Genomic DNA, 26,112 nt, shown 5'->3' with positions numbered 1-26,112 from the left:
GGGATTATAATAAACGGCACCTTTTTGTTAAGACTGAAGACGTTTCTCCAGTTTTGACCATATAGGCAGGTAGCATAATGGCAGTGCTAGAAGTGAGCAGACTACGTTGAAAATGGTCTGGGCGTGGGCGATTTGTGAAGCAGGGCCTCCACCAATCCATGCAGCACTTGCTTGTAGCAGCCCGATCATGGGCAAGAATAGTAGTGCACCACCTACATTAAGCGCAACATGGGACCAAGCGACGAAGACGCCGGATGGCGTGCCGCCGATGGAAGCGATGACTGCTGTAACACAGGTGCCCACGTTGGCGCCCAGCACTATGGCTATACCTAGCTCAGGCGGCATGGCACCCGAGGCGGCAATGCTCATAGCCATAGCTATGACAGCAGCGCTGCTATGGAGCATGGCTGTTAGGCACGCTCCAGCGGCGAGCCCCCATAAGGCACTAGTAGCGGCATGGTTTAGGAACCAGAGGAATAAGCCACTTTCCTGAAGTATTCCGCCGATAGACTGCATGACAGCGATGCCCCATAGGACGAGGGCGAAGCCTGATACAGCCAGACTGATAAATTGCAGCGGCGGGGATATTTTGTGGCAGAGCTCTGCCACTCGCGATGTAGGCGGCAGTTCGCCTGCAATAACTGCCGCTGCCCACAGACTGAGCGAGGCTGCCAGCAAGGGCGTGGCCATGGTATTGATCTGAAGTCCGATCAATTCTGTAGTTAATGTGGTGCCGATGTTGCTGCCCAAGATAATGCCAAGTGTGCGGGCATAGGTAAGCAGGCCGGCATTGACCATGCCGATAGTCAACACCGTTACAGCAGTACTGCTCTGGAGTAAGGCGGACAACAGGCTGCTGGCAATCATTCCTTTAATAGGGGTTGAGGTAGCTCTATTTAGGCTTGTAGTTAATAGAGGGCCTGCTAGCTTGGACAACGCCGTTTCCATCAGCTTCATGCCGGCTAGAAAGATAACAAGACCATATATGATAGGGAACAGCAAATCACTGAACATAGGGCATACTCCTTTGGACGAGGGTTGTACACCAATATATGAATGTATTGCATGGGACATGTATAAAAACATTTTTAGAAAAACAGGGAGTTGAAGTCATTGCCATCGGTTATTTTAGAACGCAATCGCAAAAAAAGACTGGAACAGGGCCATCCGTGGGTCTATGCAGGTGAAGTCGCATCGGTAGAAGGAAATCCGGAAGCGGGGGGATTAGTAGATGTCCTTAATCATCAGGGCCGATTTTTGGCCGTGGGATATTACAATCCAGCGTCACAGATTCGGGTAAGAATTGTATCGCAGGGACCCCTTGCGATCATGGATACAGCCTTTTTTGCAGAACGGTTTGCGAATTGTCTGCAACACAGAAACCGGTTCCTTCCGGGTGCGGATGATTATCGCTTGGTTTATGGTGAAGCGGACTTTTTGCCGGGGCTTATTGTAGATCGATTCGGAGATATTTTGGTTGTGCAGCTGCTTACCCTCGGAATGGACAAGCGGCGTGCAGAAATCGTCGAAGCATTGGTGCAGGTTATGGCACCGCGCGGAATCTATGAGCGCAGTGATGTTAGTGTGCGCGAGCTTGAAGGTATGGAGCAGACAACGGGTGTGCTGTACGGGGAATGTCCAAGGCATGTAACCGTGAGCGAGAATGGCCTGAAGCTGGTCGTTGATATTGAAGAGGGCCAGAAGACAGGTTACTTCTTTGACCAACGTGAGAATAGAGCTTCCATTGCTCCGCTCATGAAAGGCTGGGGAGGACGAAGCGGCATTACGCTTCAGGAAATTGAAACTGAGGATGGTTCACTACAGACCTTACCAGTTAATAAGAGCGGCAAACATGTAACGTTCCCTTATTGGGACGGTGCGACAGTGCTGGAATGCTTCTCGCATACGGGCAGCTTCACGCTGCATGCCTGCAAGTATGGCGCGAAAAAAGTAACCTGCCTTGACGTTTCAGCACACGCCATTGAGAGTGCCAAAGTGAATGTGGAGCTGAACGGCTTTAGCGATCGTGTTGAATTCGTAGTGGATGATGCTTTTGCATATCTACGGAATCAGGTTAAAGGACTAGAGGAACGTTCTGAACGGGCGACAGTTGCCAGTGGAACAGAGACGGCAGCAGCTGCTACAAATCCTAAATCCGGAGGCAAAACAGCCAAAACCGACACATCCAAGCCGATGACGGCAGGTGGAGGAAGAACTTGGGATGTAGTCATCCTAGACCCTCCGGCGTTTGCCAAAACCAAAAGTGCAGTAGCTGGCGCTTGCCGTGGTTACAAGGATATCAATCTGCACGGGATGAAGCTGGTGAACGAAGGCGGCTATTTGGTTACCGCAAGCTGTTCTTACCATATGCAGCCAGATCTGTTCCTCGAAACGATTGCCGATGCTGCTAAAGATGCTGGCAAGGTGTTGAGACTTGTAGAATGGCGGGCCGCAGGCAAAGACCACCCACAAATACTTGGCGTTAACGAAGGACACTATCTGAAGTTTGCGATTTTTGAAGTGCGGAGTAAAAAATAAGCCTGAAGATCAAAAGGTCTACAGTGCCAAGTAACAAATAAGATAAAAGGGCTGGTCGTAGGGTGGCCGTGAGTCGGCTGTAAGGCAAGTAGTGGCCAACGGACTCAGATGACTCTATTTAGCGTAAACAGCCCATTAATGAATTCTTACGGACCCTAAAGGCGCTATTGCCCCAATAACACCCGTAATGCAGCACATTTTCGAAGAATAGCGTCAGTGGGGTCCGAAAAGTTGCCATAACAGCACTGAATCCACGAATAACGGCTCCTGGGTCCCTAAGTAATTAATGAAACAAGCCTAGCCGAAATGTTGAGTGTTAAATTCGGAATACTAAATAGTAAACAACGAATGATGCTTATTGAATTATGATATGCGGAATGCGGATTACAAAACGATCGGCGTAGAGTGCTAATGTTGAGTGCGGGGTGTTGAGTATTGAACGCTGGATGCTGAACGCCGAACGCTGAACAGTCTAACATTGACCCTATGCTCCGACATTGGCAGCTCCTATCTAACGTTGCACAACTGGCATTAAAAACAAACTAAACACTCTAAAAAGCAAGCCGCCAAAATCCGGAGGTTTGCTTTTTTTATTTGTACTCATAGCTGTTTATCCTTTGTAAAACATTAGAAAATACTAGCAAACACATGTTCCGATTAGTGTGGTTATGATATACTGAGGGGACGAGGAATCACTGAACTTTTTTAAATGGAGTGTAATCAATGGGTGGATATTTCACCCTGTATTCTATATATTTTCTCCGCTACGGAAGGAGTCTATCATTTATGCCGGTAACCTTTTTACTAGGCCGCTCGGGCAGTGGCAAGACAACAAAAATATGGGAATCTATCTCTTCTTCCTTAGAAAAGGAACCGCTTGGTGCGCCGATTATTATTCTTGTGCCAGAGCAAGGTTCTTTTGGAGCAGAACGGGGGCTTCTGACCGTAGGGAATGTGAAGGGAAGCCTTCGGGCGCAGACACTGAGTTTTTCGCGGCTTGCCTATCGTGTGAAGCAGGAAACTGGTGGCAGTGCAAGTCTGCCAATCAGTGAAGAAGGTAAGAAAATGTTAATTTACAAAATCATCAGTCGCCGCAAAGAGGAACTGAAATTATTCGGTGCCTCAGCAGACAGACCGGGTTTTGTGGAACGTCTGAACCAACTGCACACGGAGATGAAACGTTGCTGTTTGGGTTCCACTGATTTAGAGGAACAGCTGTCCGCTATGCGAGGAGCTATTGCAAGAAGTCCTATTCTTGAGGGTAAGCTGGATGATTTGCAGCTGGTTTTTAGCGATTTAGAGAATGAAATGTCCCGTCTTTATATCGATGAAGAGGATCGTTTAGCAGAACTGGCTGAGCATATTCCAGATTCCTCTTACATTCGCGGGGCAGAGATTTGGGTAGATGGGTTCCATGGATTTACTCCGCAGGAATTCGTAGTGCTTCGAGAATTGATGCAGCAAGCTTCGAGGCTGACGGTTTCGCTTACAATTGATCGTCCTTACCCCTATGGAGATCAGTTGAATGAGCTTGAATTGTTTCACCCAACTGCGGTTACTTACATTAAACTGCGTGGAATTGCTGAAGAGCTGGGCATTGATGTATGGGACGAGCTGCTGGAGCCAACGGTTCTTCCGCGTTTTGAAGAAAGTCCAGTACTTGCTCACCTTGAACGGGGATATGATCGCCGGAAGGCTTGGATAGATGCGGATGAACTGGCAAGAGAGGCTATATCCATAGGCGCCGCAGTTTCGCACAGAGCAGAGGTTGAGGGAGCCCTGCGCGAAATGACTAGACTGGCGCGGGATGAAGGTGCAAAATATGGCGAAATGGCCGTATTGATGCGCAATATTGGCGATTACGAGCAGCTGGTTCAGCCGTTGTTCCAAGATTATGGAGTGCCATTTTTTCTGGACCAGAAGGTGAATGAGCTGCATCATCCGCTAGTGGAGTTTATACGTTCCGCATTGGATGTAGTGCGTCGTCGCTGGCGTTATGAGGATGTATTCCGTTGCGTAAAGACGGAGCTTCTGCTTCCGCTAGACGGTAGTATTACGCGTGAAGATATGGATGCTTTAGAAAACTATGTGCTGGCTTGTGGGATTCAGGGGTACCGCTGGACAGATGGCCGCTCCTGGAAAGGTATTCCTAGCTTGTCGCTGGAAGGCGGCAGACAGATGGATGATGAACTGCTTGCTACTATGGAACGATGCCGTGCTAGTATAACAGGTCCATTATTTGCTTTTGAGAAAAGAATCCAGAAAAGTCGTAGCGGTCTTGAACTTTGTACGGCATTGTACAAGCTGCTTGAAGAGACGGATGTTGCGCGAAAGCTGGAGAAACTCAGTGTTAAGTCTATGGAGAAGGGCCAACCCGAGAAGGCTAGGGAACATAGCCAGTTGTGGGGTGCGGTACTTGATCTTCTAGATCAGATAGTAGAAATGATGGGCAATGAAAGACTTGAGTTTGAAGTGTTCACTGGAGTTCTAGAGACAGGTCTTGCTGAACTTAAAATGGGACTAGTTCCGCCCGCACTGGATCAAGTATTGGTCGGCAATATGGATCGGACTCGCCCAACGGGGGTTAAATACGCTTTTTTGCTTGGATTTAATGAAGGTGTTGTGCCTGCGCAGTTTAAGGAAGATGGAATTCTCTCGGAAGGTGAACGCTCCGTACTAGAGAATGCTGGAATGGAGCTTGCTCCCGGCGCTTCTCGTAAACTGCTGGACGAGCGGTTTCTGATCTATAATGCACTAACGACAGGAAGCCGAAAGCTCTGGATTAGCTACGCTACAGCGGATGATGAGGGCAAAGCTCTCCTTCCCTCTGAGGTTATCCGGCATTTGCATAGAATGTTCCCAAGGGTTCAAGAGCACAGCTTGTCAGCACTTCCCCCTTCGGGACTACCTATAGAAGTCGGAAATCCTATCCATCTCGGTTTCATTGGTCAACCAGAACAGAGTCTTCGCGCATTGATTATGCAGCTGCGGCAGTGGCGCCAAGGAACAGAAATTCCGGAGCTATGGTGGGATGTGTATAACTGGTTTACTAAGAACGAAGATCGTAAATTTCAACTGGAACGTTTGCTAAGTTCACTGTTCTATCGTAATGAGGGAACGAAGCTAAAGCGTGGCACAAGCCTCAGATTGTATGGTGGCTCAACACTGCGGGGCAGTGTGTCCCGGATGGAGAAATTTGTTGCGTGCTCATTTTCCCATTTTGCGTCCTACGGACTAAGACTGAAAGAGCGCCAGTTATATAAGCTGCAAGCACCTGATATTGGACAGCTGTTCCATGCTGCGTTAAGTGATATGGCGATAAGACTGAAACAAGAGGGACGGGGCTGGGGCAGCTTATCTCCGGATGAATGTCGGCGTGAGGCCAGTGAGACAGTAGAACGGCTATCTCCGATGTTGCAGGGTGAAATTCTAATGAGCTCCAAACGTTACGGGTACATCTCCCGTAAGCTTAAGAATATTGTTGGACGTGCTTCTGTGATTCTGGGCGAGCACGCCCGCCGGGGCAGCTTTGAGCCAGTAGGGCTGGAGCTGGATTTTGGACCGGATAAGGAGTTGCCGCCTTTAAGAATTACGCTGCCGAATGGCTGTGTGATGGAGGTCGTTGGCCGGATTGACCGTGTAGACATGGCTCGTGGAGAGAACGGTATTCTTCTGCGGGTAATTGATTATAAATCGAGCCAAAAGGATCTCAAGCTGCATGAGGTGTATTATGGATTGTCGCTGCAAATGCTGACTTATTTGGATGTGCTGCTGACATATTCGGAGCAATGGCTGGGGCAGCCGGCACTTCCAGCAGGCACGCTTTATTTCCATGTGCATGATCCGTTGTTAACCTCATCCAACGGGATGAACAAGGAACAGGCTGAGCAAGAGCTGTTGAAACGCTTCAAGATGAAAGGACTGCTTACAGCTGATCGTGAGGTTGTCTCCCTGATGGATACCACTTTAGACAAAGGGTATTCTTCTATCGTGCCTGTAGCAGTAAAAGCTGACGGCAGCTTTTATAGCAGTGCCTCAGTAGCTACACCAGAGCAGTGGAGCCATCTATTATCCTCCGTTAGAGGGACGATCTCGGATATCGGGACACGGATTACAGAGGGTGATGTGGCGATTGAGCCGTACCGAATTGGGCAGGAGACCGCCTGCACATTCTGTTCCTTTAGACCTGTCTGCCAGTTCGATGAAGCTGTGGAAGGCAACAGCTATAACAATCTGGGTAAGCCAGGGAAGGATGTTATATGGGATCTGCTGTCCCGCAAAGGAGGAACTACACCTTGAGTATGAAGGCTGAAATAGAAGCGAAACCGGAAGGAAGTATATGGAGTGATGACCAGTGGCGCGCCATTGCGGAGAGCGGTGATGACATCCTCGTTGCTGCGGCAGCAGGTTCCGGCAAGACGGCGGTGCTGGTAGAACGGATTATTCGAAAGATCAGTAAGGAAGAGAACGGCTTCAGTGTAGACAGGCTACTAGTAGCCACGTTTACCAAAGCTGCGGCTGCCGAAATGCGGCAGCGGATCAGGGAAGCCCTTGATCGGGAGCTGGAGGAGAACGGGGAGAACGACCATTTGCGCCGTCAGCTATCCCTGCTGGGCAAAGCTTCGATTACAACGTTGCACTCCTTCTGTCTGGAAGTGATCCGGCGTTATTATCAAATGATTCCGATTGATCCGGGTTTCCGCATATTAAATGAGCATGAAGCGGAGATGATGCGGCAGGAGCTGCTTGAAGAGTTGCTGGAGGAAAAGTACGGTGAGGTAGGTGCGGATGGCGAGGATAGCATATTTGTGCAGCTCGCTGATTGGTTCAGTGGTGAACGCAGTGATGATGCAGTGCATGCGCTCATACAGCGATTGCATGATTACGCCCGCAGCCATCCTTGGCCAGCGCAATGGCTCCGTGATACTGCAGCTGATTTCTCATTGCCAGACACCGAAAGTCTGGGTGGAACGCCATGGGTGCTGAGCATTCTTGAAGAAGCGAAGCTGACACTTGCGGGTGCAGCCAGTCAGCTGATGCAAGGCCGGGAGATTGCACTACAACCGGGTGGTCCGGCACCCTATGCTGAGAATTTAACCACTGATCTTGAGATGGTAAATGCACTGCAGGATGCCGTTAACGAACGACCTTGGGCAGAATTATATGATATTTTTATGGAAGTATATTTTGGAAAATTAAAGGCTTGTAAGAAGGATTCGACAGATCCTGGACTGCAGGAGATGGTGAAGGAACTGCGCGACAGTGTGAAGAAGAGTATTTTAGATCTTCAGAAAGCATTGTTTGGCCGTCCGCCTGAGGTTTTTTTGAAAGAGCTGAACGAAGCGGCTCCACTGATGGCAGAGCTTGCAGAGACAGTGATAGCATTCGGTGAACGTTATAGAATTGAAAAAGCAGGAAGAGGTCTAGTCGACTTCAGTGATTTGGAGCATTATTGTCTGCAAATTCTACGCCATCCGGACTCTACGCCCGGTCATTCCCTGCCTTCTGATGCAGCTATGGAATACCGTGCTCAATTCGATGAGGTTCTGCTGGATGAGTATCAGGATACGAATAGTGTGCAAGAGGAGATTGTGCGGCTAATATCCCGTGAAACACCCGGTAACCGGTTTATGGTCGGAGATATGAAGCAAAGTATCTATCGATTCCGTCTGGCGGAGCCGGGGCTATTCCTGGATAAATACCGCAGCTTTGGCTCACACCCAATCGATGATCCATCTGAAATTACTAATGAATCGTCTAGCGGTTCGGTTATCGATCTGGCCCGTAATTTTCGCAGTCGCATGGAGGTTGTGAATGCCGTTAATATGATCTTCCGGCAGATTATGAATGAGACGGTAGCGGAGATTAATTATGACGAACGCGCTGAGCTTGTTTACGGAGCGAATTTCCCAGGTGCAGCAGAGAAGGGTCCTGATACCTTTTTTGCACCGGAGTTATTATTGATAGATCGTGGTTCAACAGCAGGGAAGTCAGAAGAGACTTCTGAAGACGGTGAGGCGCCACTTCAGGAGAGTGAAGCCATTGAGAGCGAGACGGCGCAGCTGGAAGCACGGGCAATTGCCCGGCGTATTTCACAAATGACGGGGATGACCGGTGGATCGCCGCTGCTTATCTACGATAAAGGACTCAAGATTATGCGCCCGGTTATTTACGGTGATATCGTAATCCTGCTTCGCTCGGCAAGAATCTGGACCCCTCTAATCATCGAAGAGCTTCGGATGGAAGGAATCCCTGCTTATGGTGATCTGAATAAAGGTTATTTTGAAGCTACAGAAGTGGAAATTGCACTCTCCCTCTTAAAAATAGTTGATAATCCTCAGCAGGACATTCCGCTGGCTGGCGTACTTCGTTCACCTGTGGTCGGATTAACGGAAGAAGAATTGGCTACGGTGCGTATGTGTAGTCAGGGTCCTTATTTTCAAGCAGTACAGATGGCGGTGGATATGCAAGATGCAAAAGAGGCTGAAGAAGAGTATGACCTCTTCTCGGCTCATGTGATTGAATCCGCAAGCACCGTCGAGAATAATGTTTTACCTGATAAAGATCTGCCGCAGATCAGTCCAGAACTGAAGCGCAAGCTTAGACATTTCCTAGAACAGCTGGAAAGCTGGAGAAATGCGGCTAGACAAGGTAGTCTCAGTGAGCTGATCTGGCGTATCTATGGGGAGAGCGGCTATCTGGAATGGGTTGGAGGACTGCCTGGAGGCTCGCAGCGCCAGAACAATCTTAAAGCTTTGTATGATCGGGCTGTGCAATTTGAGAATGACACCGCAGCGCGTGGATTGTTCCGTTTTCTGGTGTTCATTTCACGGCTTCGTGAGAACGGCGGAGATCTGGGTGTAGCTGGCGGTGGCGGTGAAGAAGGCAATGGCGTCAGAATCATGACCATCCATAAATCCAAAGGGCTGGAGTTCCCTGTTGTTTTTGTAGCCGGGATGGCAAAACAGTTCAATCGACAAGATTTGCATTCGCCATTTCTTATGCACAAAGAGCTTGGCTTTGGGCCGCGTTTTGTGGAACGGGAAACGCGAGTTAGCTACCCAACACTTCCTTATCTGGCTATTAACCGGCGTACACGGCTTGAATTATTAGCGGAGGAGATGCGTGTATTATATGTAGCGTTAACTCGTCCGAGAGATAAAATGATTCTAGTAGGCACTGTAAGAGATTTGCCGCGCAAAATCGCTAGCTGGAGCAGCGTACAGAACCGGGATGAGCTGCTGCTTGCAGATCATCTGCTGGCCCGAGGGCGCAGCTATTTGGACTGGGTTGGACCGGCATTGATCCGGCACCCTGCGGCGGCGATTCTTCGTAAGCTGGGCGGTTCAGAAGGTACCGTCTCCACGGTGCTGCACAACGATGTCTCCAACTGGAGCATCAGTGTGCAAAATGCTTCCGAACTTAATTCTGGGGCGTTCCTGCCAACGGATCAGACTGAAGAGAAGGTAGAGGAACGGCAAGCTGTACTCGAAGCACTGCATAAGGGTGAAGCTGTAAATATATATGAAACAGAGACTAGCGATGAAATTGCTAGAAGACTGGAATGGAATTATCCGTATGCGGCAGCCTCAGGTATTCCGGCTAAAACTTCTGTTACGGAGTTAAAAGCGTTGTTGTCGTTGCAGGAGCAGCCCTCTTTTGATCTGCTGGAAGAAGGCAATTCTACAACCTCAATAGAAACCGATAAACGTCCAAGTGTTGCAGGTGCGGACAGTCTTCATTTGCGGCGTCCAAAATTTATGGAAAAACGCAGTCTAACCCCAGCGGAACGCGGGACAGCATACCATACAGTCATGCAGCATATTCCGCTGGAGGGTTCAGTTGATCCTAGGGTTGTGGAAGAAACCTTAGCCCGACTTCAGAGAGTGGCTATTCTAACTGCTGAGCAGGTGGAGGCTGTAGCTCCCGATCAGATAGAAGCTTTTTATACTAATGAACTGGGACGTAGATTAATAGCTTCTTCTTGGAAGCTTAGAGAAATGCCGTTCAGTTATATGGTTCCCGCAGGTGAGGCTTATCGAGGGCTCGATTATATGAATGAAGCCGTCTCGGAGCTTTCCCCTGAGAACAATAAGGAAGGCTTTAGTGAGGCTGTACTGATTCAAGGGGTCATTGACTGCCTGTTCCGTGAAGAGGACCGGATTATTCTGCTAGACTATAAGACGGACTCTGTATTAGAACATCAGGGCGGCTTAGAGGCACTTAAGGAAAAATATCGTTTTCAGCTAGAGTTATACAGCAAGGCATTACATGATATTTTGGGAGAACCGATCAGCGAGATTTGGCTGTACTTTTTTGACGGCGATCATGCTGTGAAATTATAAATTATTCATTGCCGCATAGGAGCGGGGAAAGAGGACGAAGATGCGGATATTGCATACGGGGGATTGGCACTTGGGCCGTACGCTGGAGGGAAGAAGCCGCCAGAAGGAGCAAGAGCAGTTCATAGATGAATTGGTGGAGATCGCCGATTTTCATAAGGCGGATTTGATTATGATGGCGGGAGATGTGTACGATTCCGTTAATCCGCCAGCGGCTTCGGAGCAATTATTCTATGAGGCTGCTGCCAGGCTGACTTCAGGGGGCAGGCCCCTTGTGGTGATTGCCGGCAATCATGACCAACCGGAGCGCGTATCTTCAGTCTCCCCGCTTGTATTAAGGCAGGGGATTACCTTGGTAGGACTTCCAACCTCAGAGCCAGTGACAGTTCATGCTGCGCGGACAGGTGAGATTGCCAAAATCGCAGCCCTTCCCTATCCCTCTGAGGCACGTCTCGGTGAGTTGCTTGCTGGGGACAGCGGGGAAGAGGAGCTTCGACTAGCTTACAGCGCACGGGTAGGCAAACTTATGCAACTGTTGGGACGGGAATTTACGCCACAAACCGTGAATTTGGCGATGAGCCATATTTATGTGCTTGGAGGTGTAGAGAGTGATTCGGAACGCCCAATTCAGGTGGGCGGGGCTTACACTGTAGACCCTTCTGCTTTATCCTGTGGAGCGCAATATACTGCACTAGGCCATCTTCATCGCGCTCAGCGTGTAAAAGGGGAAGGGATGATCCGTTATAGCGGATCCCCGCTGGCATATAGCTTTTCGGAAGCAGGACAAGCCAAGTCGGTGACGCTGATTGATGTTGCGCCGGGCGGTGAGCCGACCTTCGAAGAAATCTATCTTCGCTGTGGGCGTCCACTTGTAAGATGGAGCTCTACGGGGGGATTGCAAGAGGTATATAACTGGTTGGATGAAGGTAGAGATGCTTCCGCTTTTATAGATTTGGAGATTCGGCTCAGTGAAGCTATGTCGATGAATGATATTCAGCGCCTGCGTAAATCACGTGAGGGGATCATTCATATTCGTCCGATTTATCCGCAAATGGAGCTGGAGCTCGAACAAATTTCCCGTTCACGTATGCCTGTACAAGAATTGTTCCGTAAATTCTATCAGCGCCAGACGGGCGGGGCGGAGCCGGAGGATCGTTTGATTGAGCTGTTCTTACAGCTAACCGAAGAAGAACGGCAGCAGCCGGAGGAAGGAGAGGAGAACTAAGGTGAAGCCTATTTTATTAAAAGTGGCAGGATTGCAGAGTTATAGAGAAATGCAGGAAATAGATTTTGAAAGTCTGTGTGAGACCGGGCTGTTTGGGATTTTTGGACCTACGGGCAGCGGCAAGTCCAGTTTGCTGGATGCTATTACTTTGGCGATGTATGGCAAAGTGGAGCGCGCCGTTAATGGAACACAGGGGATTATGAATCACTCTGAGGATTCACTCAGCGTGGCGTTTACCTTTGAGCTCACTTCTTCCGCTGGGGTACATCGTTATCGCGTTGAACGTAAGTTCAAGCGGACAGGTGAGCAAACAGTCAGTAACACCATTAGCCGTTTCATTGAAGTTACACCTGACGGGGATAACGTTATGGCGGATAAACTCGCAGATGTTACACGTTGTGTGGAAGAGCATATTGGGCTCAAAATGGATGACTTCACGCGAGCAGTTGTATTGCCGCAGGGGAAATTCGCCGAATTCTTATCGCTTCGGGGCGTAGACCGCCGACAAATGCTGCAGCGCCTGTTCCATTTGGAACAGTATGGCGATCAGCTTGCGTTGAAGCTTAGCCGACGGGTGAAGGAGAATGAGGCTGCGCTCCGCGCACTCGAAGCGGAGCAGCAGGGGCTTGGCAGCGCAGGCAAAGAGGATGTAAAGGCAGCGGCGGAGCGCCTCGAACAAGCAGCCCAGCATGCTGCGGAATGCCGCCGCAAGCTGGAGGCGGCGCTGCAGGTCGCGGAGCGTTTCACGCGCATTCGCGAGCTGCAAGAGGAACGTACCCGCCGCGAATTGCAGCGGCAGGGACTGCTCTCCAAGGAGGAGGAGGTTCTCCTCCTTGAACGGAAGCTCGGCCAAGCTGACGAGGCCGAGGCTAGGCTTCCCGCGCTGAAAGCATGGCGAAGCGCGGAAGACGCCTTCAAGAGCCGATTGACCCGCGCGGAGGGCCAAGAGGTGCTGGCCGCCGCTGCCGAGCAGGAGGCGGCGCATGCCGCTGCGGCCGCAGCTGCCGCGCAGGCCGCGCTTGCGGCGGAAGAGCCGGCCCTCCGGCAGGGGGCCGACACCTACCGCCGCGCGCTCGAGCTCGAGTCCGAGCTCGGCGCCCTGCGGCGCGAACTCGCGGCTCTGCACGAGCGCCGCGAAGAGGCCTCCCGCAAGCTGGCGGAGCTGCGGGAGGGCATGGCCCGGGAGCGTGAGCTTTTGGCCAAGGGCCAAAAGCGTCAGCAAGAGCTGCAGCAGAGCTTGCAGCCGCTCGGTGTCCGCTCCCAGGAGCGGCAGTCTCTGCAAGAAGCGATGCAGAGACTGCAAGGGCTGCACTCCGCCGAATCCCAGTGGGATTCGGCGGAGAAGGAGCGCCGCGAGCGTGCCACTGCACTCGCGGCTGCGCAGGCGCGCCTCGCGGAGGCCGAGGGCCGTCGCGGGCAGCAGGAAGCTTCTCGCGGGCAGCTGATCCGCGAGGCGGCGCTGCATCAAGAGAAGCTGCTGGCGACAGAAGAAGCTGCGTGCACCGCAGCAGAAAGTCTGGAGCAACATATCAGTTCTTTGGAAGCAGCCCTCAAGGGGCATGAGTTGCACAGACTCTCGCTTGGATTGGCTAAAGAATTGGAAGCAGGACAACCTTGCCCTGTATGTGGCAGCGAAAACCACCCGGCCCCTGCTGTATTGCAGGATAACGTAGAGCAACAGGAACTGGAGTTAAAACTTCAACAGGCGCGTGTGTTGTCCAGACGTGCTTTGGAAGCACGCCATATGTTCCGTGGTCTGCGGGAGCAGGACCTGGTTTGGCTGGAGCAGGTGTTTGGTGATGGAGCTTTTGATACGGTAAATCATCCTGCAGCGGCAGGCTCAGAAGTCAGCACTACTGAGGTTTCCTCTACCGATAAGTCCATTCCAGATGAAAAGGCTTTGGCAGAACTTGATGCTGCATTTTTAGCATTAAAAAGCCAGTCTGGAGAACTGCGCCGTACAGCGATACAGTGGCAGCAATCGATGCAGGAAGTTCAGCAGCTATGCCTCAAAGAAGCAGCGGGTGCCGAAGGTGAGCGAAGCTGGGTAGAAGGCCTAACCGCCAAAGCCGAGGAACTGAGTGGCCAACTAGCCGCATTGCGGCAGAACTGGGTACAGCAGTTCCCTGATTTGGCACCGGAAGAGGTAGAAAAAGCTTATCGTGAGCTGTTAGCCAAGGATGCTCAAGCTGAGGAAATTAGATCCCGACTGGAAATCAGTGTCAAGTTTCTGGATGAGAAAAGCGCTTCGGTGCAGAATCTTCAGGAGACCATCACCGGACTCGATAAAGAGCTTACTCAGTGGAATACACAGATGGAAGGCAAAGAAGAATTGCAGCGTGAAAAAGAACGGCGTCTTTTAGAGTGGACTAATGGCCGCGCTGCTGCCCCTCTTCTAGCAGAGTGTGAGCGTCGTCTGCAGGAATTGTTAGCAGCTGTGGAGACCAGCCAACGATTACATCTCACGGCAGCGGAAAAAGCGCAGCATGAGATCAAGGAGGCAGCGATTACCCGCCAGGCTGCAGAATCTGCTCGAGAGCATTATGTGACTTCAAGCCATCTGTGGGAGCAAAGCTTAACCTCTTCACCTTTTAGTTCCGCCGCTGAGGTTGAAGGAGCAGCTCTCGCACCTGAAGAGCGGGAAATTTCTTCTTCTCGGGTACGTGCCCATCGTGCGGAAGAAGCTGAAGTTTCATTGCAGCTGCGCAATATTGAAGAGAAGCTTGACGGAGCCAGCTTAAGTGAAGAGGAGTGGCAAGTTAGCCAGGAGAGCTTAAGCGTGTGTAAGTCAGAGGATGAAATGTCGCTGCAAGCAAGAGCGCGCGCAGAGCGAGATCTGGAGGACCTGCGGCATCGGCATATTCGCTGGATGGAGCTCGAAGCCCAGCGGCTAGAACATGCTTCTCTACAGGATCATTTGTCCAAATTGCAGACGGTTTTACGTGGAAATGCTTTTGTTGAGTATATTGCGGAGGAACAATTGATGCAGGTATGCCAGTCTGCTTCCCAGCGGCTTCGTTTCCTGAGCAAACAGCGTTATGCGCTGGAGGTTGATTCGGGTGGTGGCTTTGTAATCCGTGATGATGGAAACGGTGGTGTAAGAAGACCGGTCTCCACGCTTTCCGGCGGAGAGACGTTCTTAACTTCCTTGTCACTTGCACTTGCACTTTCGGCACAGATTCAGCTGCGGGGGCAGTATCCATTGCAATTTTTCTTTTTGGACGAAGGCTTTGGTACGCTGGATCCGGAATTGCTCGATACGGTAATCACCTCACTGGAAAGACTGCAAAACGACCAACTGTCTGTCGGCATTATCAGCCATGTTCCAGAGCTTCGGGCACGACTGCCACGCAAGCTGGTAGTAGTACCTGCTGAGCAGGGTGGAGGGGGATCTCGGATCCTTTTGGAAAAAATGTGAAGATCTACAATGTGTGTGATTCTTATCACAGATACAGTATCAACGCGCTGTTATAATACAGCTAAGCCGACATTACTTTAGAAACACCTCGGCGGACGTATGGCAGGGAATGAACTCCTTTTCATACGTCCGCCGCCGAATCAGCTTTATAAGCTGTGAAGGGTGTTTCTCTTTTTTTTGTCTTTTTTAGGCCTAACGGTGTTGATATATTTATTTAATGGTTCATTCTGTAACAGATACAGTTTAGGGCAGATTATGCTGAGTTTGCTTGCTGCTTTCGTAATTGATGATTATCCTGTATGATTATCTTATGATGAAGTGGAATTTCACCAATTTTTAGGAGGCAAGCACTCTATGGAGACCGTGTTTAGCAAAATTATTGAGGGTACTATTCCTTCCAAAAAAGTATTTGAGAATGAACGTATTCTTGCATTTTACGACATCGAGCCGGCTGCACCGGTACATGTGTTGATCATTCCCAAGAAGTTCATTGCTTCAATGAATGATGTTACACCTGAGGATCTTCCGCTAATTGCTGAAATCCACAGTGTAGCCCAACAGATCGCCAAAGACCTTGGAATTGCTGAGTCTGGTTATCGTTTAATCAATAATTGCGGACCTGATAGTGGACAAGCTGTGCCTCATCTTCATTATCACCTGCTGGGTGGAGCCAAGCTGGGTGCGCTCACTGGAAACTCAGCTTCGCACGCATAGCATAATCATTTAATGTTGAAGAACTTGCCAGAAAAAAGAATAGCACGAAGGTTGACACGTTATTTCCGTTTGACCTATAATGGAGTTTGATAAACCGTGTTATGCTCTTGGACGGTATGGTCGGAGGGAGGGGAAACCTGTGTCTGAAACGAAAGTTCGCAAAAACGAGACAATTGATGCTGCACTTCGTCGCTTTAAACGTTCCATCGCAAAAGATGGTGTCTTGGCTGAGGTGAAGAAACGCAAACATTACGAAAAGCCGAGCGTTAAGAAAAAGCTGAAGTCTGAGGCTGCTCGTAAGAGAAAGTTTTAGGAGGATTACCCACGCATGAATCTTAGCGAGAGATTGAACGAAGATATGAAGCAAGCGATGAAGAGTAAGGACAAGTTCACGCTCTCCACGATTCGAATGGTTCGTTCTACAATAAAGTATCTTGAAATAGATCTGAAGAGAACATTGGACGACAACGAAGTGCTTGATATCCTTAGTCGTGAAATCAAACAGCGCAAAGATGCCCTCCAAGAATTTGAATCAGCGGGTCGCGACGAGCTTGCCGCGAGTACAAAAGCAGAAATCGAGATTATTATTAAATATCTTCCCGAGCAACTTTCCGAAGAAGAAATTAAAGTAATTGTACAGCAGACCATCCAGGAAACCGGTGCTTCTTCGAAGAGCGAAATGGGGAAGGTCATGAGCGCACTGATGCCTAAGGTCAAAGGTCGCGCTGATGGTAAACTCGTGAACCAGGCGGTTCTGCAATTTCTGCAATAATATAGCACTAGCACCCCTTGCAAAAGGGGTGCTTTTCTATGTTATGAAACGTAAATCCAATTTCAGCGTATTAAGGGTTATGAGTTCTGGGTCAAGCTAAAGAAGGGAGGTAAAATCATTGAGAAGATTACGGAAAATACTGTTAGCTAGCATTCCTGTGGTCCTGCTGTTACTCCTCCTGACACCCTTTGCAACGAATGTAAGCGCTGACGGGGCAGCCCCGAAAACACCGGGGGTTACGAACAGTGAGCTGAAAAAAGGTCCCGTGTTTATTATTCCGGTAGATCAAAAGATTGAACGGGGTTTGCAAAGCTTTTTGGAAAGAGGATTTGAAGAAGCCGCTAATTATGGAGCAGTCCTTATTCTACTAGAGGTCGATACACCTGGAGGGCTGGTGAAATCGGCAGAAGAGATTGGGACGATGGTAAGAGAGAGTGAAATACCAACAGCTGCCTATATTAAAGGTGATGCCGCTTCTGCAGGCAGTTACATAGCACTTAATGCAGGTGCAATAATCATGAAGCCGGGCAGTATGATCGGCTCCGCTTCCTTGGTAGACATGAATGGTCAAAAAGTCGATGATGTCAAAATGATATCCTACTGGAGATCTAAAATGATCGGCGCTGCTGCTCTGAATGATCGTGATCCAGACATTGCTGCTGGAATGGTGGATAGTAATTTGGTCGTGGATAAGCCAGAGCTTGGAGTGACTAAGACACAGGGAGAAATCATTGCCTTGTCTAGTGAAGAAGCTTTAAAAGCTGGTTACGCTGATCAAATTACAGATACCCCTGAAGAAGCAATTCAGTGGCTTGGATATACTACAGACGACATCTTTCGCGTAGAGCATACCGGTGCGGAAAAAATGTCGCAATTTCTGACCAATCCGATTATTATGACGATTCTGCTGTTCATTGGGATTACAGGCGTTGTCATTGAACTGATTGTTCCAGGCTTTGGTGCGCCAGGAATTATCGGGACGTTGGCTTTTGTGTTATATTTCTTCGGCAACTATGTTGCAGGATTCGCCGGAGCGGAAACTTGGCTCTTGTTTATCATTGGGCTTGTCATGCTTGTGCTGGAGCTCTTTGTGCCTAGCTTCGGAATATTGGGGCTCCTAGGCTCTGTCAGCCTTGTAGCGGGTGTTGTACGAGCTGCTTACAGCTATAAGCATGCACTGCTCAGTCTAGGTATCTCTTTCGTAGCTGCGACTATAGTTGTAGTAATTGTTGCGGTCATTTTTAAAGAACGAGGGATATGGAACAGATTTATTTTGAAGGAAAGCCTTACTAAAGATCAGGGATTTGTGCCTGTAGAAGAGAAGCTTAGCTTATTAGGCACTACAGGAACCAGTATTACTCCACTTCGTCCCTCAGGAACGGCTATGATAGGCGGCGAACGTGTGGATGTTGTTACAGAAGGTAGTTTTATTAGTGCTAATGCACCTGTCTCTGTTATTAAAGTAGAGGGCGGACGGATTGTTGTGAAAGAAATCAAGGAATAAGGTAAACACTGGAACCAATAATAGTTCTACAACAAATTTACGGAGGTTATATAGTATGGGTGAAGCATCTTTGATTCCTATTCTGTTCATCGCGGTAGTGGTGATTATTGTATTGAGCGTGTTTTTAAGTTTCTTCCCGGTTATGCTCTGGATTTCAGCATTAGCATCGGGCGTTAGAATCAGTATTATTACGCTGGTGGCGATGAGACTGCGTCGTGTAACCCCAAGTCGTATCGTTAACCCAATGATTAAAGCGACTAAGGCAGGTCTTGGACTGAACATTAATCAACTGGAGAGTCACTATCTCGCAGGTGGTAACGTAGACCGTGTTGTTAATGCGCTTATTGCAGCACAACGTGCAGATATTCCTTTGGAATTTACTCGCGCAGCAGCCATTGATCTTGCAGGACGTGATGTGCTGCAGGCTGTGCAAATGAGCGTTAACCCTCGTGTAATTGAGACACCGGTTGTTGCGGCTGTTGCTAAGAACGGGATTGAAGTTAAGGTAAAAGCGCGCGTAACTGTTCGTGCCAATATCGACCGCCTCGTGGGTGGTGCGGGTGAAGAAACGATTATTGCCCGTGTTGGTGAAGGGATTGTAACGACAGTAGGTTCGAGTGATTCCCATAAAGATGTCCTTGAGAACCCGGATTTGATTTCGCGGACGGTATTGTCCAAAGGGCTTGACTCAGGTACTGCTTTTGAGATCCTCTCCATTGATATTGCGGATATCGATGTAGGCAAGAACATCGGTGCTTATCTACAAACCGAGCAAGCAGAAGCAGATAAACGCATTGCCCAAGCCAAAGCGGAAGAACGCAGAGCGATGGCTGTCGCTCACGAGCAAGAGATGAAGGCGCGCGTAGTAGAGATGAAGGCGCTTGTTGTGGAAGCTGAATCTCAGGTGCCTATGGCAATGGCTGAGGCGCTCAGAAATGGCCAAATCGGCGTGATGGATTATATGAATATCAAAAACATCGAGGCAGATACCCAAATGCGGGGCTCTCTCGGCAAAATGAATGATCAGGACGACAATAACCGTCCTAACAATAATAAATAAAAGGGGATGTGAATCTCCATGAGCTGGATCTATATTATTGCGGTTATTATATTCGCGATCGTGTCCAATGTGAATAAAGCAACTAAAAACAAGCCCAAAGGAGCTCCTCGCGGGGGAATGCCCACTTTTGGGGGCGGAGAGGATTCTCCGCTCCGCCGGGTAAAACGCCCGGATATCGATGGAGGGCGCCAAGCGGAGTCTGGCAGTGGATTTCCTGCTCCTGTTAGCACCTCTTCCCGGCAGTCGAGGTCAGAGGATAACCGGGAGTATGATGCCTCTCCTGCATTTCCGGAACCCGCGTATATACCAACTCCAGATTATTCTACTGGAGAAGGAATGTCTTTGGAGCATGCCGATGACGGAGTTGAATTACGCACGCAAAGAATGCAAGAAGAGGTGCGGCGCCTTCAATCTGCTTTTGACGGGATAGCGGGTGCAGATACCAAAAGATCAAATAAGACTAAAAACACAAACTCACCCTCTGCGGGAAACCAGACACATGGAACAGGGAGTCGTGACGACCTGCGCAATGGTGTAGTCTGGGCAGAGATTCTGGGACCACCGCGTTCTCGTCAGCCGCATTCCACCCGAAGATAATATTTACAGATCATAGTAACAATAAAGCCTCGGTTTCCTATCTTTACGATAGGTTGCCGGGGCTTTTTTTGCTTTTTTCACACTGGAAGGGTCCTCCTTTGTTACTTCTTCTCATAAAAAAAAGCGTTGCCGCATAAGGTGTACAGAAGGCAGGAAGGGGGAACGTCTACTTATGACCCGTATTGGCCGCAGGCTGCGGGGATGGACAAACGGGGTACTGGATCTACCACAGGACTTATTACAGGAAATGCCCCGGATCACCCTGATCGGCAATAAGGAACTGCATATTGAGAATCATCGCGGCGTGCTGCATTTTTCCTCTGGTCAGCTTAAGCTCGCGTTAGCTAAAGGATCGCTTGAAATCACAGGCGAGGGACTTGTCATCCGAAATATTCTAGGCCAGGAATTGGCTGTAGAAGGCGTTATCGGGGAGATCAGATATAACGAAAGCGAGGAGAGATCATGAAGGAGCCACCTCTGTCATCACTGCGGGGGTTCGTTACACTGCATGTGACGGGACCTCAGGTGGAGCGATTTATTAATTTCATTTCTGAAGCAGGAATCATGATTTGGGATGTGAGGCCCGCTGAGGGCGGCGCTTCCCTTAAGCTGCTTCTGGATGATTTTTATGTCCTCCGGCCGATTTTAAAAAAGACAGGCTGTCGTATGCACGTTACCGGTAGAAGCGGACTTCCATTTCTTATGGCGCGGCTGTGGAAAAGGAAATTTTTTGGCATAGGTATTTTGATGTTTGGAATTACACTTTTTATGTTATCTACGATGGTATGGAGTATTAGAGTCGAAGGGAATGAAAAAATTGCTTCTGAGGATATATTGGCTGCCGCTCGCCAGGAGGGTGTGTATCCTTTTCAGTGGATATGGCGTCTGGAGGAGCCGGACAAGCTCTCTAAGGGGCTGCTGGCCCATTTACCGGGTGTTTCTTGGATAGGGCTGCAACGGACGGGGACGAGCATCAAAATTCAGGTTGTAGAGGCTAAACAGCCCGATATCAAACCTTTGCTTAGCCAACGGCATTTAATTAGCCGAACAGATGCGGTGGTAACAGAAATATATGCGGAGCAGGGCAGACCGGTAGTAGCGCGTAATTCGCGTGTGAAAAAAGGGGATATCCTGATTTCCGGTGCTCTTGGAGACGAAGAAAATGTAGAGTATGTGGTAGCCAAGGGTGAGGTTAAGGGGTTGGTTTGGCATGAGTACAATATCGAGGTTCCGCTTGAAACAACAAATAGCACCTACACTGGGGAGCGTAAGGATCGCACCTATCTCGTGTTGGGGAAATGGGCTATTCAGCTGTGGGGTTATGGCAAATCCTCCTTTGAGAATTCAAAGACGCTCACAGAGCATGATCCGCTATCTTGGCGCTCTATTGAGCTGCCGCTGGGCCTGATGACTGAGAAAGAAATGGAGATCAATGAAACAAAGGATACGATAACTCCAGAAGCTGGAGTAGCGAGGGGAATTGAGCGGGCGAAGAATGATATTTTAGCTCGATATGGTGTTGATAGCGTCATCAAAAGTCAAAAAGTTTTGCATGAGAAGAAAGAGAATGGTAAAGTTTATATGAAAGTGATCTTTGAAGTAGAAGAAAAAATTTCCGAAGAACTGCCAATAGTAAACAATTGAGGAGAATGAGGCTACTTGTCAGAACAGACTGCAAGCATTCGTATATCTTTGCAAAATGCGGGAGAAGCGCAATCGCTGTTTGGCCCGCAGGATGGATTCTTAAAAATCATCGAGAGTGAAATTCCCGCCATTATTGATTCGCGTGAAGCAGAGCTAACGATTCGTGGAGCTGAGCGGGAAGTAGACATGCTGGGGCAATTGTTTAATGTGCTACTGTCCCTCATTCGGAGCGGTTACATACTTACTGAACGTGATGTGCAGTACGCTGTGGAACTGGCGAAAGATTTTCGTGCTGATCAATTGCTCGATTTGTTCAAAGGAGAAATTACTACAACTTTTCGCGGAAAGCCTATCCGTGTCAAAACGGTCGGCCAGAAGCATTATGTGACAACGATCAAGAAGCGTGATATTGTATTCGGAATCGGTCCTGCAGGAACGGGGAAGACCTACTTGGCAGTGGTGCTTGCAGTTACGGCACTGAAAGAAGGTTCGGTTAAGCGTATTGTTCTTACGCGTCCCGCAGTAGAAGCAGGGGAGAGTCTAGGATTCCTTCCAGGGGATTTGCAAGAAAAGGTAGATCCATATCTGCGTCCGCTTTATGATGCATTATACGACGTTATGGGGCCCGATCAGGTGGCTAAGGCACTTGAACGGGGATTGATTGAGATTGCTCCGCTGGCTTATATGCGCGGACGTACATTGGATGATTCATTTATCATCTTGGATGAAGCGCAGAATACAACACCTGAGCAAATGAAAATGTTCCTGACTCGACTCGGCTTCGGGTCCAAAATGGTGATTACAGGTGACGTTACCCAGATTGACCTGCCCCGCGGCAAGAAATCCGGTTTGATTGAAGCCAAAGCGATTTTATCCGGCATAGAAGAACTTGGCTTTGTCTACTTCGCGGAACAGGATGTAGTACGGCATTCCCTGGTGCAGAAAATTATCGTTGCCTATGACCGCTCTGCCGAAAACCTCCAATAAAGGGGATTGTCTTCATGGCTTCAAAGCAACCATCTAAATTAAGCGGATTTGTATATACGAACAACGGATGGAAGTATAGCGCAGTGACACGCTATGCTCTTTTCCTGTTACTCGGACTAGTGTTCTACTTCAGCTTGTCGCCAGAATTGCTACCTAAGAAATATGATATTAAAGAGAATACTTACAGTGCAAAGGAAATAACGGCACCGAAACAAATTAAGGACACCAAAGCTACGTTAAAAGCGGCTGAGGAAGCAGCCGAAAGCGTATCTCCCAAGTACAAAATTATCCCGATGAGGGCAGACAACCTAGTGACCTCGCTGCTGGACCGGATAGATCGCCTCAATCAGGATGATCTGATCTCGCAAAGCGATAAGACGGGGATTTATCGTGATGAAATCCCGCAGAGAGCCAGCGATTTCATCTTGAATTTCGTAGCTTCCAATCGGGGCAGCGCTACATATTCAGATCACCTCTTGGATGAAATGCAATCTGTCATCAAAGAGCAGACCTATGTCATTCCGGAAGAGACTTACATTAAGATTCCGCGCCTGACCTCTCAGGACATTATCGAGATGAAGCCTGTCGCCCGAGATATTGTAACTAGGCTGATGAATGATCAGATTACGGATGCGCAGACCGCTCGCGCCAAGGTAGCGGAACAGGTCAGTATTAGTTCTCTAAGCCAGCGTACAGCGCGTGAGGTTGTTCAGGAGCTTGTGCGTCTTGTGATCACAAGTAACAAGTTCTACGATGAGGATGCTACCAAGGAAGCGAAGGTACAAGCCCGGGAGAACACACCTGATGTATTCATCGAGCAAGGGGATACGCTTGTTGCTAAGGGGCAGCTAATTACTCCAGAGCTCTACACTCTTTTGGATGAGAATGGACTACTAAGCAATGAGGTGAATTACTGGCCACAGTTAGGCCTATTGATTCTCTCTGCGATGCTCTCCGTCGGTTTGCTTGCGTTCATTCGTTATTCAGGCGGCACCTCAGGCTTTAAGTACAACAATTCTCAGCTATTGATGCTGGTGCTTGTATTTGTTATAACTATTATCTCTATGCGGCTGGCCGCTGTTTTGCAGACCGATGTCCGATCTTATATCGGATTCCTGGCACCGGTGGCGATTGGCGCAATGTTAATTGCAATGCTTCTGGACATGCCTTTGGCCTATTTCTGCTCCATTCTATTCAGTGTACTGGCGAGTGTTATTTTGAATGTGCAGCAGAACTCAATCTTTGATTTTAACTTTGGTTTCTTTGCTATCGTGGTTTCGTACGTGGCTATCTTTGCGACTCACCGTGCGGGTCAACGCTCCACGCTCCTTAAAGGCGGGATTATGGTATCGCTTTTTGGCTGTCTGACAGTCTTTATGCAGATACTGTTAGGTGGAGGAGCATGGAAAGAGGTAGGTACCTTGTATTCGGTTGGTTTTGCTTTTGCAGGGGGACTATTAACGGCTGTACTTGTGATTGGGCTAATGCCTTTTTTCGAGGCAACCTTTGGTATTCTATCGGCATTGAAGCTGGTAGAATTGTCTAATCCAAACCACCCGCTGCTGCGCAAACTGCTTACCGAAACGCCGGGAACCTATCACCATAGTGTAATGGTAGGTAACCTGTCAGAAGCTGCCGCGGAAGCGATTGGAGCAGATGGCTTATTATGCCGGGTTGGATCGTATTATCATGATATTGGTAAAACAAAACGTCCGTTTTATTTTATCGAGAATCAAAATAATATGGAAAATCCACATGACTCTATTGAACCGAAGCTTAGTAAATCTATCATCGTTGCCCACGCCCGTGACGGGGTGGAAATGCAACGAGAATATAAGCTGCCAAAACCAATCCGTGACATTGCGGAGCAGCATCATGGAACAACGTTCCTGCATTATTTTTACCATAAGGCACTGAAGCTGGCGGAAGAAAAAGGTGTCGATCCTGATTTTACCGAGGAAGATTTCCGTTACCCTGGACCGAAAGCCCAGTCGAAGGAAGCGGCTGTAGTGGGAATTGCCGACAGTGTCGAGGCTGCAGTGAGATCATTGCGTAAGCCAACTGTTCTGCAGGTGGAAACGATGATTGAGAAGATTATTAAAAGTCGACTGGATGATCATCAGTTTGACGAATGTGATCTGACGATTAAAGAATTGGATATTATTGCACGGACTCTGAAGGAGACGGTTATGGGAATTTTCCATTCACGGATCGAATATCCAGAAGATGTGCGTAAGCCGAAAAAAGAGGAAGGGGCACCTAACCCATGAGTTTGGAGATCGTTTGGGATAACGAGCAGGAAGAATACGAGATAAAGGACGATCTCATTACGCTGCTGGAGAGTATTTTGCAAAAAGCAGGTGAAGCGGAAGGGATCGATCGGGGCGAGGTAGCTCTTACTTTTGTCGATAATGTTCGTATACATGAGTTGAATTTGGAATATCGGGGGATTGACCGTCCGACGGACGTGCTTTCTTTTGCTATGAATGAAAGCGGAGAGGACGAGCTGGACATTATATACGAGGTAGAGGAAGGCGAGGCACTGGAAGAAGTTCCAGACGTACTTGGGGATATAATCATTTCCGTAACTCGTGCGCAGGAGCAGGCGCTGGAATATGGCCATTCACTGGAACGAGAGCTTGGTTTTCTTTTCGTTCACGGATTTCTGCATTTGTTAGGATATGATCATCAGGATGAAGCTTCAGAAGCAGAGATGATGTCCAAGCAAGAAAAAGTACTATCTCAGGTTGGGTTGACGCGCTAATGGTGAAGAACACGGCGGTAGGGCACAAGAAGTTCTGGCACTCTTTTCGGTTTGCATCGCAAGGCTTAGTGTCGGCATTCAAATCCGAGCTTAACATGAAGGTGCATTGCTGTTTAGCGGTGGTTGTGCTAATAGCCGCTGCCGTGTTCAGACTTCCGCTGGCCAGTTGGATGTTGCTGCTGTTCTCGATCACGCTTGTCCTAACTGCCGAATTGCTCAATACGGCGATTGAAGCGACGGTTGATCTGATCTCGCCAGAGATTCATCCACTGGCTAAGAGAGCAAAAGATACCGCCGCAGGAGCTGTGCTTCTTACGGCGGTGTTTGCTGTCTTAGTCGGGATCTATGTTTTTTATCACCCTGTGATGGACTGGATTAGCGGACTTATGTCATAATCAGAATATAAAATCAATTCAGGGGAGAGGCGGACCCGCGTATTGCGATTCCGCCTCTTTCGTTACTGAATAATTTGAAGTGAGTTATGTACCCGAATATATCTCATGAAGTACACTGATAAAATTTAGCGCACGCTGAGAAAATAACGATA

Annotated in this window: 18 protein-coding genes; 17 read left to right on the top strand and 1 reads right to left on the bottom strand. The window is 48.9% G+C overall.

The window, feature by feature from the left end; genetic code table 11:
- Positions 1-27 precede the first annotated feature (27 nt).
- Positions 28-1,014, bottom strand: coding sequence for a Na/Pi symporter (locus NST40_RS24090; protein WP_076218327.1), 987 nt, complete (start codon positions 1,012-1,014; stop codon positions 28-30).
- 99 nt (positions 1,015-1,113) lie between these two features.
- Here NST40_RS24090 and NST40_RS24085 point away from each other — a divergent pair, with 99 nt between their 5' ends.
- The 17 genes from NST40_RS24085 to NST40_RS24005 all read left to right on the top strand — a co-directional run bounded on the left by NST40_RS24085 (position 1,114) and on the right by NST40_RS24005 (position 25,960).
- A complete protein-coding gene (locus NST40_RS24085) occupies positions 1,114-2,538 on the top strand; it encodes a class I SAM-dependent rRNA methyltransferase (protein WP_342410069.1) in 1,425 nt (474 codons plus the stop codon).
- 786 nt (positions 2,539-3,324) lie between these two features.
- The gene (addB, locus tag NST40_RS24080; RefSeq protein ID WP_342410068.1) at positions 3,325-6,837 is read left to right on the top strand and encodes a helicase-exonuclease AddAB subunit AddB; all 3,513 of its coding nucleotides are present in this window, start codon (positions 3,325-3,327) and stop codon (positions 6,835-6,837) included.
- Between the two features lie 2 nt (positions 6,838-6,839).
- Complete coding sequence (addA, locus tag NST40_RS24075; protein WP_341004307.1) at positions 6,840-10,883, top strand: helicase-exonuclease AddAB subunit AddA; 4,044 nt, start codon at positions 6,840-6,842, stop codon at positions 10,881-10,883.
- 40 nt (positions 10,884-10,923) lie between these two features.
- Positions 10,924-12,105: an exonuclease SbcCD subunit D gene (locus tag NST40_RS24070; RefSeq protein ID WP_076218330.1), complete on the top strand. Its 1,182-nt coding sequence runs from the start codon at positions 10,924-10,926 to the stop codon at positions 12,103-12,105.
- Between the two features lies 1 nt (position 12,106).
- The gene (locus NST40_RS24065) at positions 12,107-15,523 is read left to right on the top strand and encodes an AAA family ATPase (protein ID WP_342410067.1); all 3,417 of its coding nucleotides are present in this window, start codon (positions 12,107-12,109) and stop codon (positions 15,521-15,523) included.
- Between the two features lie 354 nt (positions 15,524-15,877).
- On the top strand, positions 15,878-16,237 hold the full coding sequence (locus tag NST40_RS24060) for a histidine triad nucleotide-binding protein (protein WP_036683863.1): 360 nt from the start codon (positions 15,878-15,880) through the stop codon (positions 16,235-16,237).
- Between the two features lie 139 nt (positions 16,238-16,376).
- A complete protein-coding gene (gene rpsU / locus NST40_RS24055) occupies positions 16,377-16,550 on the top strand; it encodes a 30S ribosomal protein S21 (protein WP_036657994.1) in 174 nt (57 codons plus the stop codon).
- Between the two features lie 15 nt (positions 16,551-16,565).
- The gene (locus NST40_RS24050; RefSeq protein WP_036683862.1) at positions 16,566-17,009 is read left to right on the top strand and encodes a GatB/YqeY domain-containing protein; all 444 of its coding nucleotides are present in this window, start codon (positions 16,566-16,568) and stop codon (positions 17,007-17,009) included.
- A 118-nt stretch (positions 17,010-17,127) separates the two neighbouring features.
- Positions 17,128-18,513: an NfeD family protein gene (locus tag NST40_RS24045; protein WP_342410066.1), complete on the top strand. Its 1,386-nt coding sequence runs from the start codon at positions 17,128-17,130 to the stop codon at positions 18,511-18,513.
- Positions 18,514-18,568: 55 nt separating this feature from the next.
- Positions 18,569-19,573 (top strand): flotillin-like protein FloA, encoded by a 1,005-nt coding sequence (floA, locus tag NST40_RS24040; RefSeq protein WP_036683849.1) that lies wholly within the window; start codon positions 18,569-18,571, stop codon positions 19,571-19,573.
- 18 nt (positions 19,574-19,591) lie between these two features.
- Positions 19,592-20,170 (top strand): hypothetical protein, encoded by a 579-nt coding sequence (locus NST40_RS24035; protein ID WP_342410065.1) that lies wholly within the window; start codon positions 19,592-19,594, stop codon positions 20,168-20,170.
- Between the two features lie 172 nt (positions 20,171-20,342).
- Positions 20,343-20,636, top strand: coding sequence for a sporulation protein YqfC (gene yqfC / locus NST40_RS24030; protein ID WP_036683844.1), 294 nt, complete (start codon positions 20,343-20,345; stop codon positions 20,634-20,636).
- On the top strand, positions 20,633-21,814 hold the full coding sequence (yqfD, locus tag NST40_RS24025) for a sporulation protein YqfD (protein WP_076128997.1): 1,182 nt from the start codon (positions 20,633-20,635) through the stop codon (positions 21,812-21,814). Before yqfC ends, yqfD begins: the two co-directional genes overlap by 4 nt.
- Before the next feature lie 15 nt (positions 21,815-21,829).
- Positions 21,830-22,801, top strand: coding sequence for a PhoH family protein (locus tag NST40_RS24020; protein WP_036683834.1), 972 nt, complete (start codon positions 21,830-21,832; stop codon positions 22,799-22,801).
- 14 nt (positions 22,802-22,815) lie between these two features.
- On the top strand, positions 22,816-25,071 hold the full coding sequence (locus NST40_RS24015; protein ID WP_076128999.1) for an HDIG domain-containing metalloprotein: 2,256 nt from the start codon (positions 22,816-22,818) through the stop codon (positions 25,069-25,071).
- Positions 25,068-25,565 carry an rRNA maturation RNase YbeY gene (gene ybeY, locus NST40_RS24010; RefSeq protein WP_341003595.1) on the top strand — a complete coding sequence of 166 codons (498 nt, stop codon included), beginning with the start codon at positions 25,068-25,070 and terminating at the stop codon, positions 25,563-25,565. The genes NST40_RS24015 and ybeY overlap by 4 nt, the downstream gene beginning before the upstream one ends.
- Positions 25,565-25,960 carry a diacylglycerol kinase family protein gene (locus NST40_RS24005; RefSeq protein ID WP_076129003.1) on the top strand — a complete coding sequence of 132 codons (396 nt, stop codon included), beginning with the start codon at positions 25,565-25,567 and terminating at the stop codon, positions 25,958-25,960. Before ybeY ends, NST40_RS24005 begins: the two co-directional genes overlap by 1 nt.
- Positions 25,961-26,112: the final 152 nt, after the last annotated feature.

It is taken from the genome of Paenibacillus sp. FSL R10-2778, assembly GCF_038593035.1.
GTDB classification, from domain to species: domain Bacteria; phylum Bacillota; class Bacilli; order Paenibacillales; family Paenibacillaceae; genus Paenibacillus_AQ; species Paenibacillus_AQ odorifer.
The sequence above is the reverse complement of the archived record's forward strand: the minus strand, read 5'-3'. Positions and strand labels throughout refer to the sequence as shown.

Excerpts from the sequence above, each read along its gene's own strand:
- addB (WP_342410068.1), top strand. The coding sequence starts at position 3,325 with ATGCCGGTAACCTTTTTACTAGGCCGCTCGGGCAGTGGCAAGACAACA.
- yqfC (WP_036683844.1), top strand. The coding sequence starts at position 20,343 with ATGACCCGTATTGGCCGCAGGCTGCGGGGATGGACAAACGGGGTACTG.
- NST40_RS24005 (WP_076129003.1), top strand. The coding sequence starts at position 25,565 with ATGGTGAAGAACACGGCGGTAGGGCACAAGAAGTTCTGGCACTCTTTT.
- ybeY (WP_341003595.1), top strand. The coding sequence starts at position 25,068 with ATGAGTTTGGAGATCGTTTGGGATAACGAGCAGGAAGAATACGAGATA.
- NST40_RS24090 (WP_076218327.1), bottom strand. The coding sequence starts at position 1,014 with ATGTTCAGTGATTTGCTGTTCCCTATCATATATGGTCTTGTTATCTTT.
- addA (WP_341004307.1), top strand. The coding sequence starts at position 6,840 with ATGAAGGCTGAAATAGAAGCGAAACCGGAAGGAAGTATATGGAGTGAT.
- yqfD (WP_076128997.1), top strand. The coding sequence starts at position 20,633 with ATGAAGGAGCCACCTCTGTCATCACTGCGGGGGTTCGTTACACTGCAT.
- NST40_RS24060 (WP_036683863.1), top strand. The coding sequence starts at position 15,878 with ATGGAGACCGTGTTTAGCAAAATTATTGAGGGTACTATTCCTTCCAAA.
- floA (WP_036683849.1), top strand. The coding sequence starts at position 18,569 with ATGGGTGAAGCATCTTTGATTCCTATTCTGTTCATCGCGGTAGTGGTG.
- NST40_RS24070 (WP_076218330.1), top strand. The coding sequence starts at position 10,924 with ATGCGGATATTGCATACGGGGGATTGGCACTTGGGCCGTACGCTGGAG.
- NST40_RS24035 (WP_342410065.1), top strand. The coding sequence starts at position 19,592 with ATGAGCTGGATCTATATTATTGCGGTTATTATATTCGCGATCGTGTCC.
- NST40_RS24050 (WP_036683862.1), top strand. The coding sequence starts at position 16,566 with ATGAATCTTAGCGAGAGATTGAACGAAGATATGAAGCAAGCGATGAAG.
- NST40_RS24015 (WP_076128999.1), top strand. The coding sequence starts at position 22,816 with ATGGCTTCAAAGCAACCATCTAAATTAAGCGGATTTGTATATACGAAC.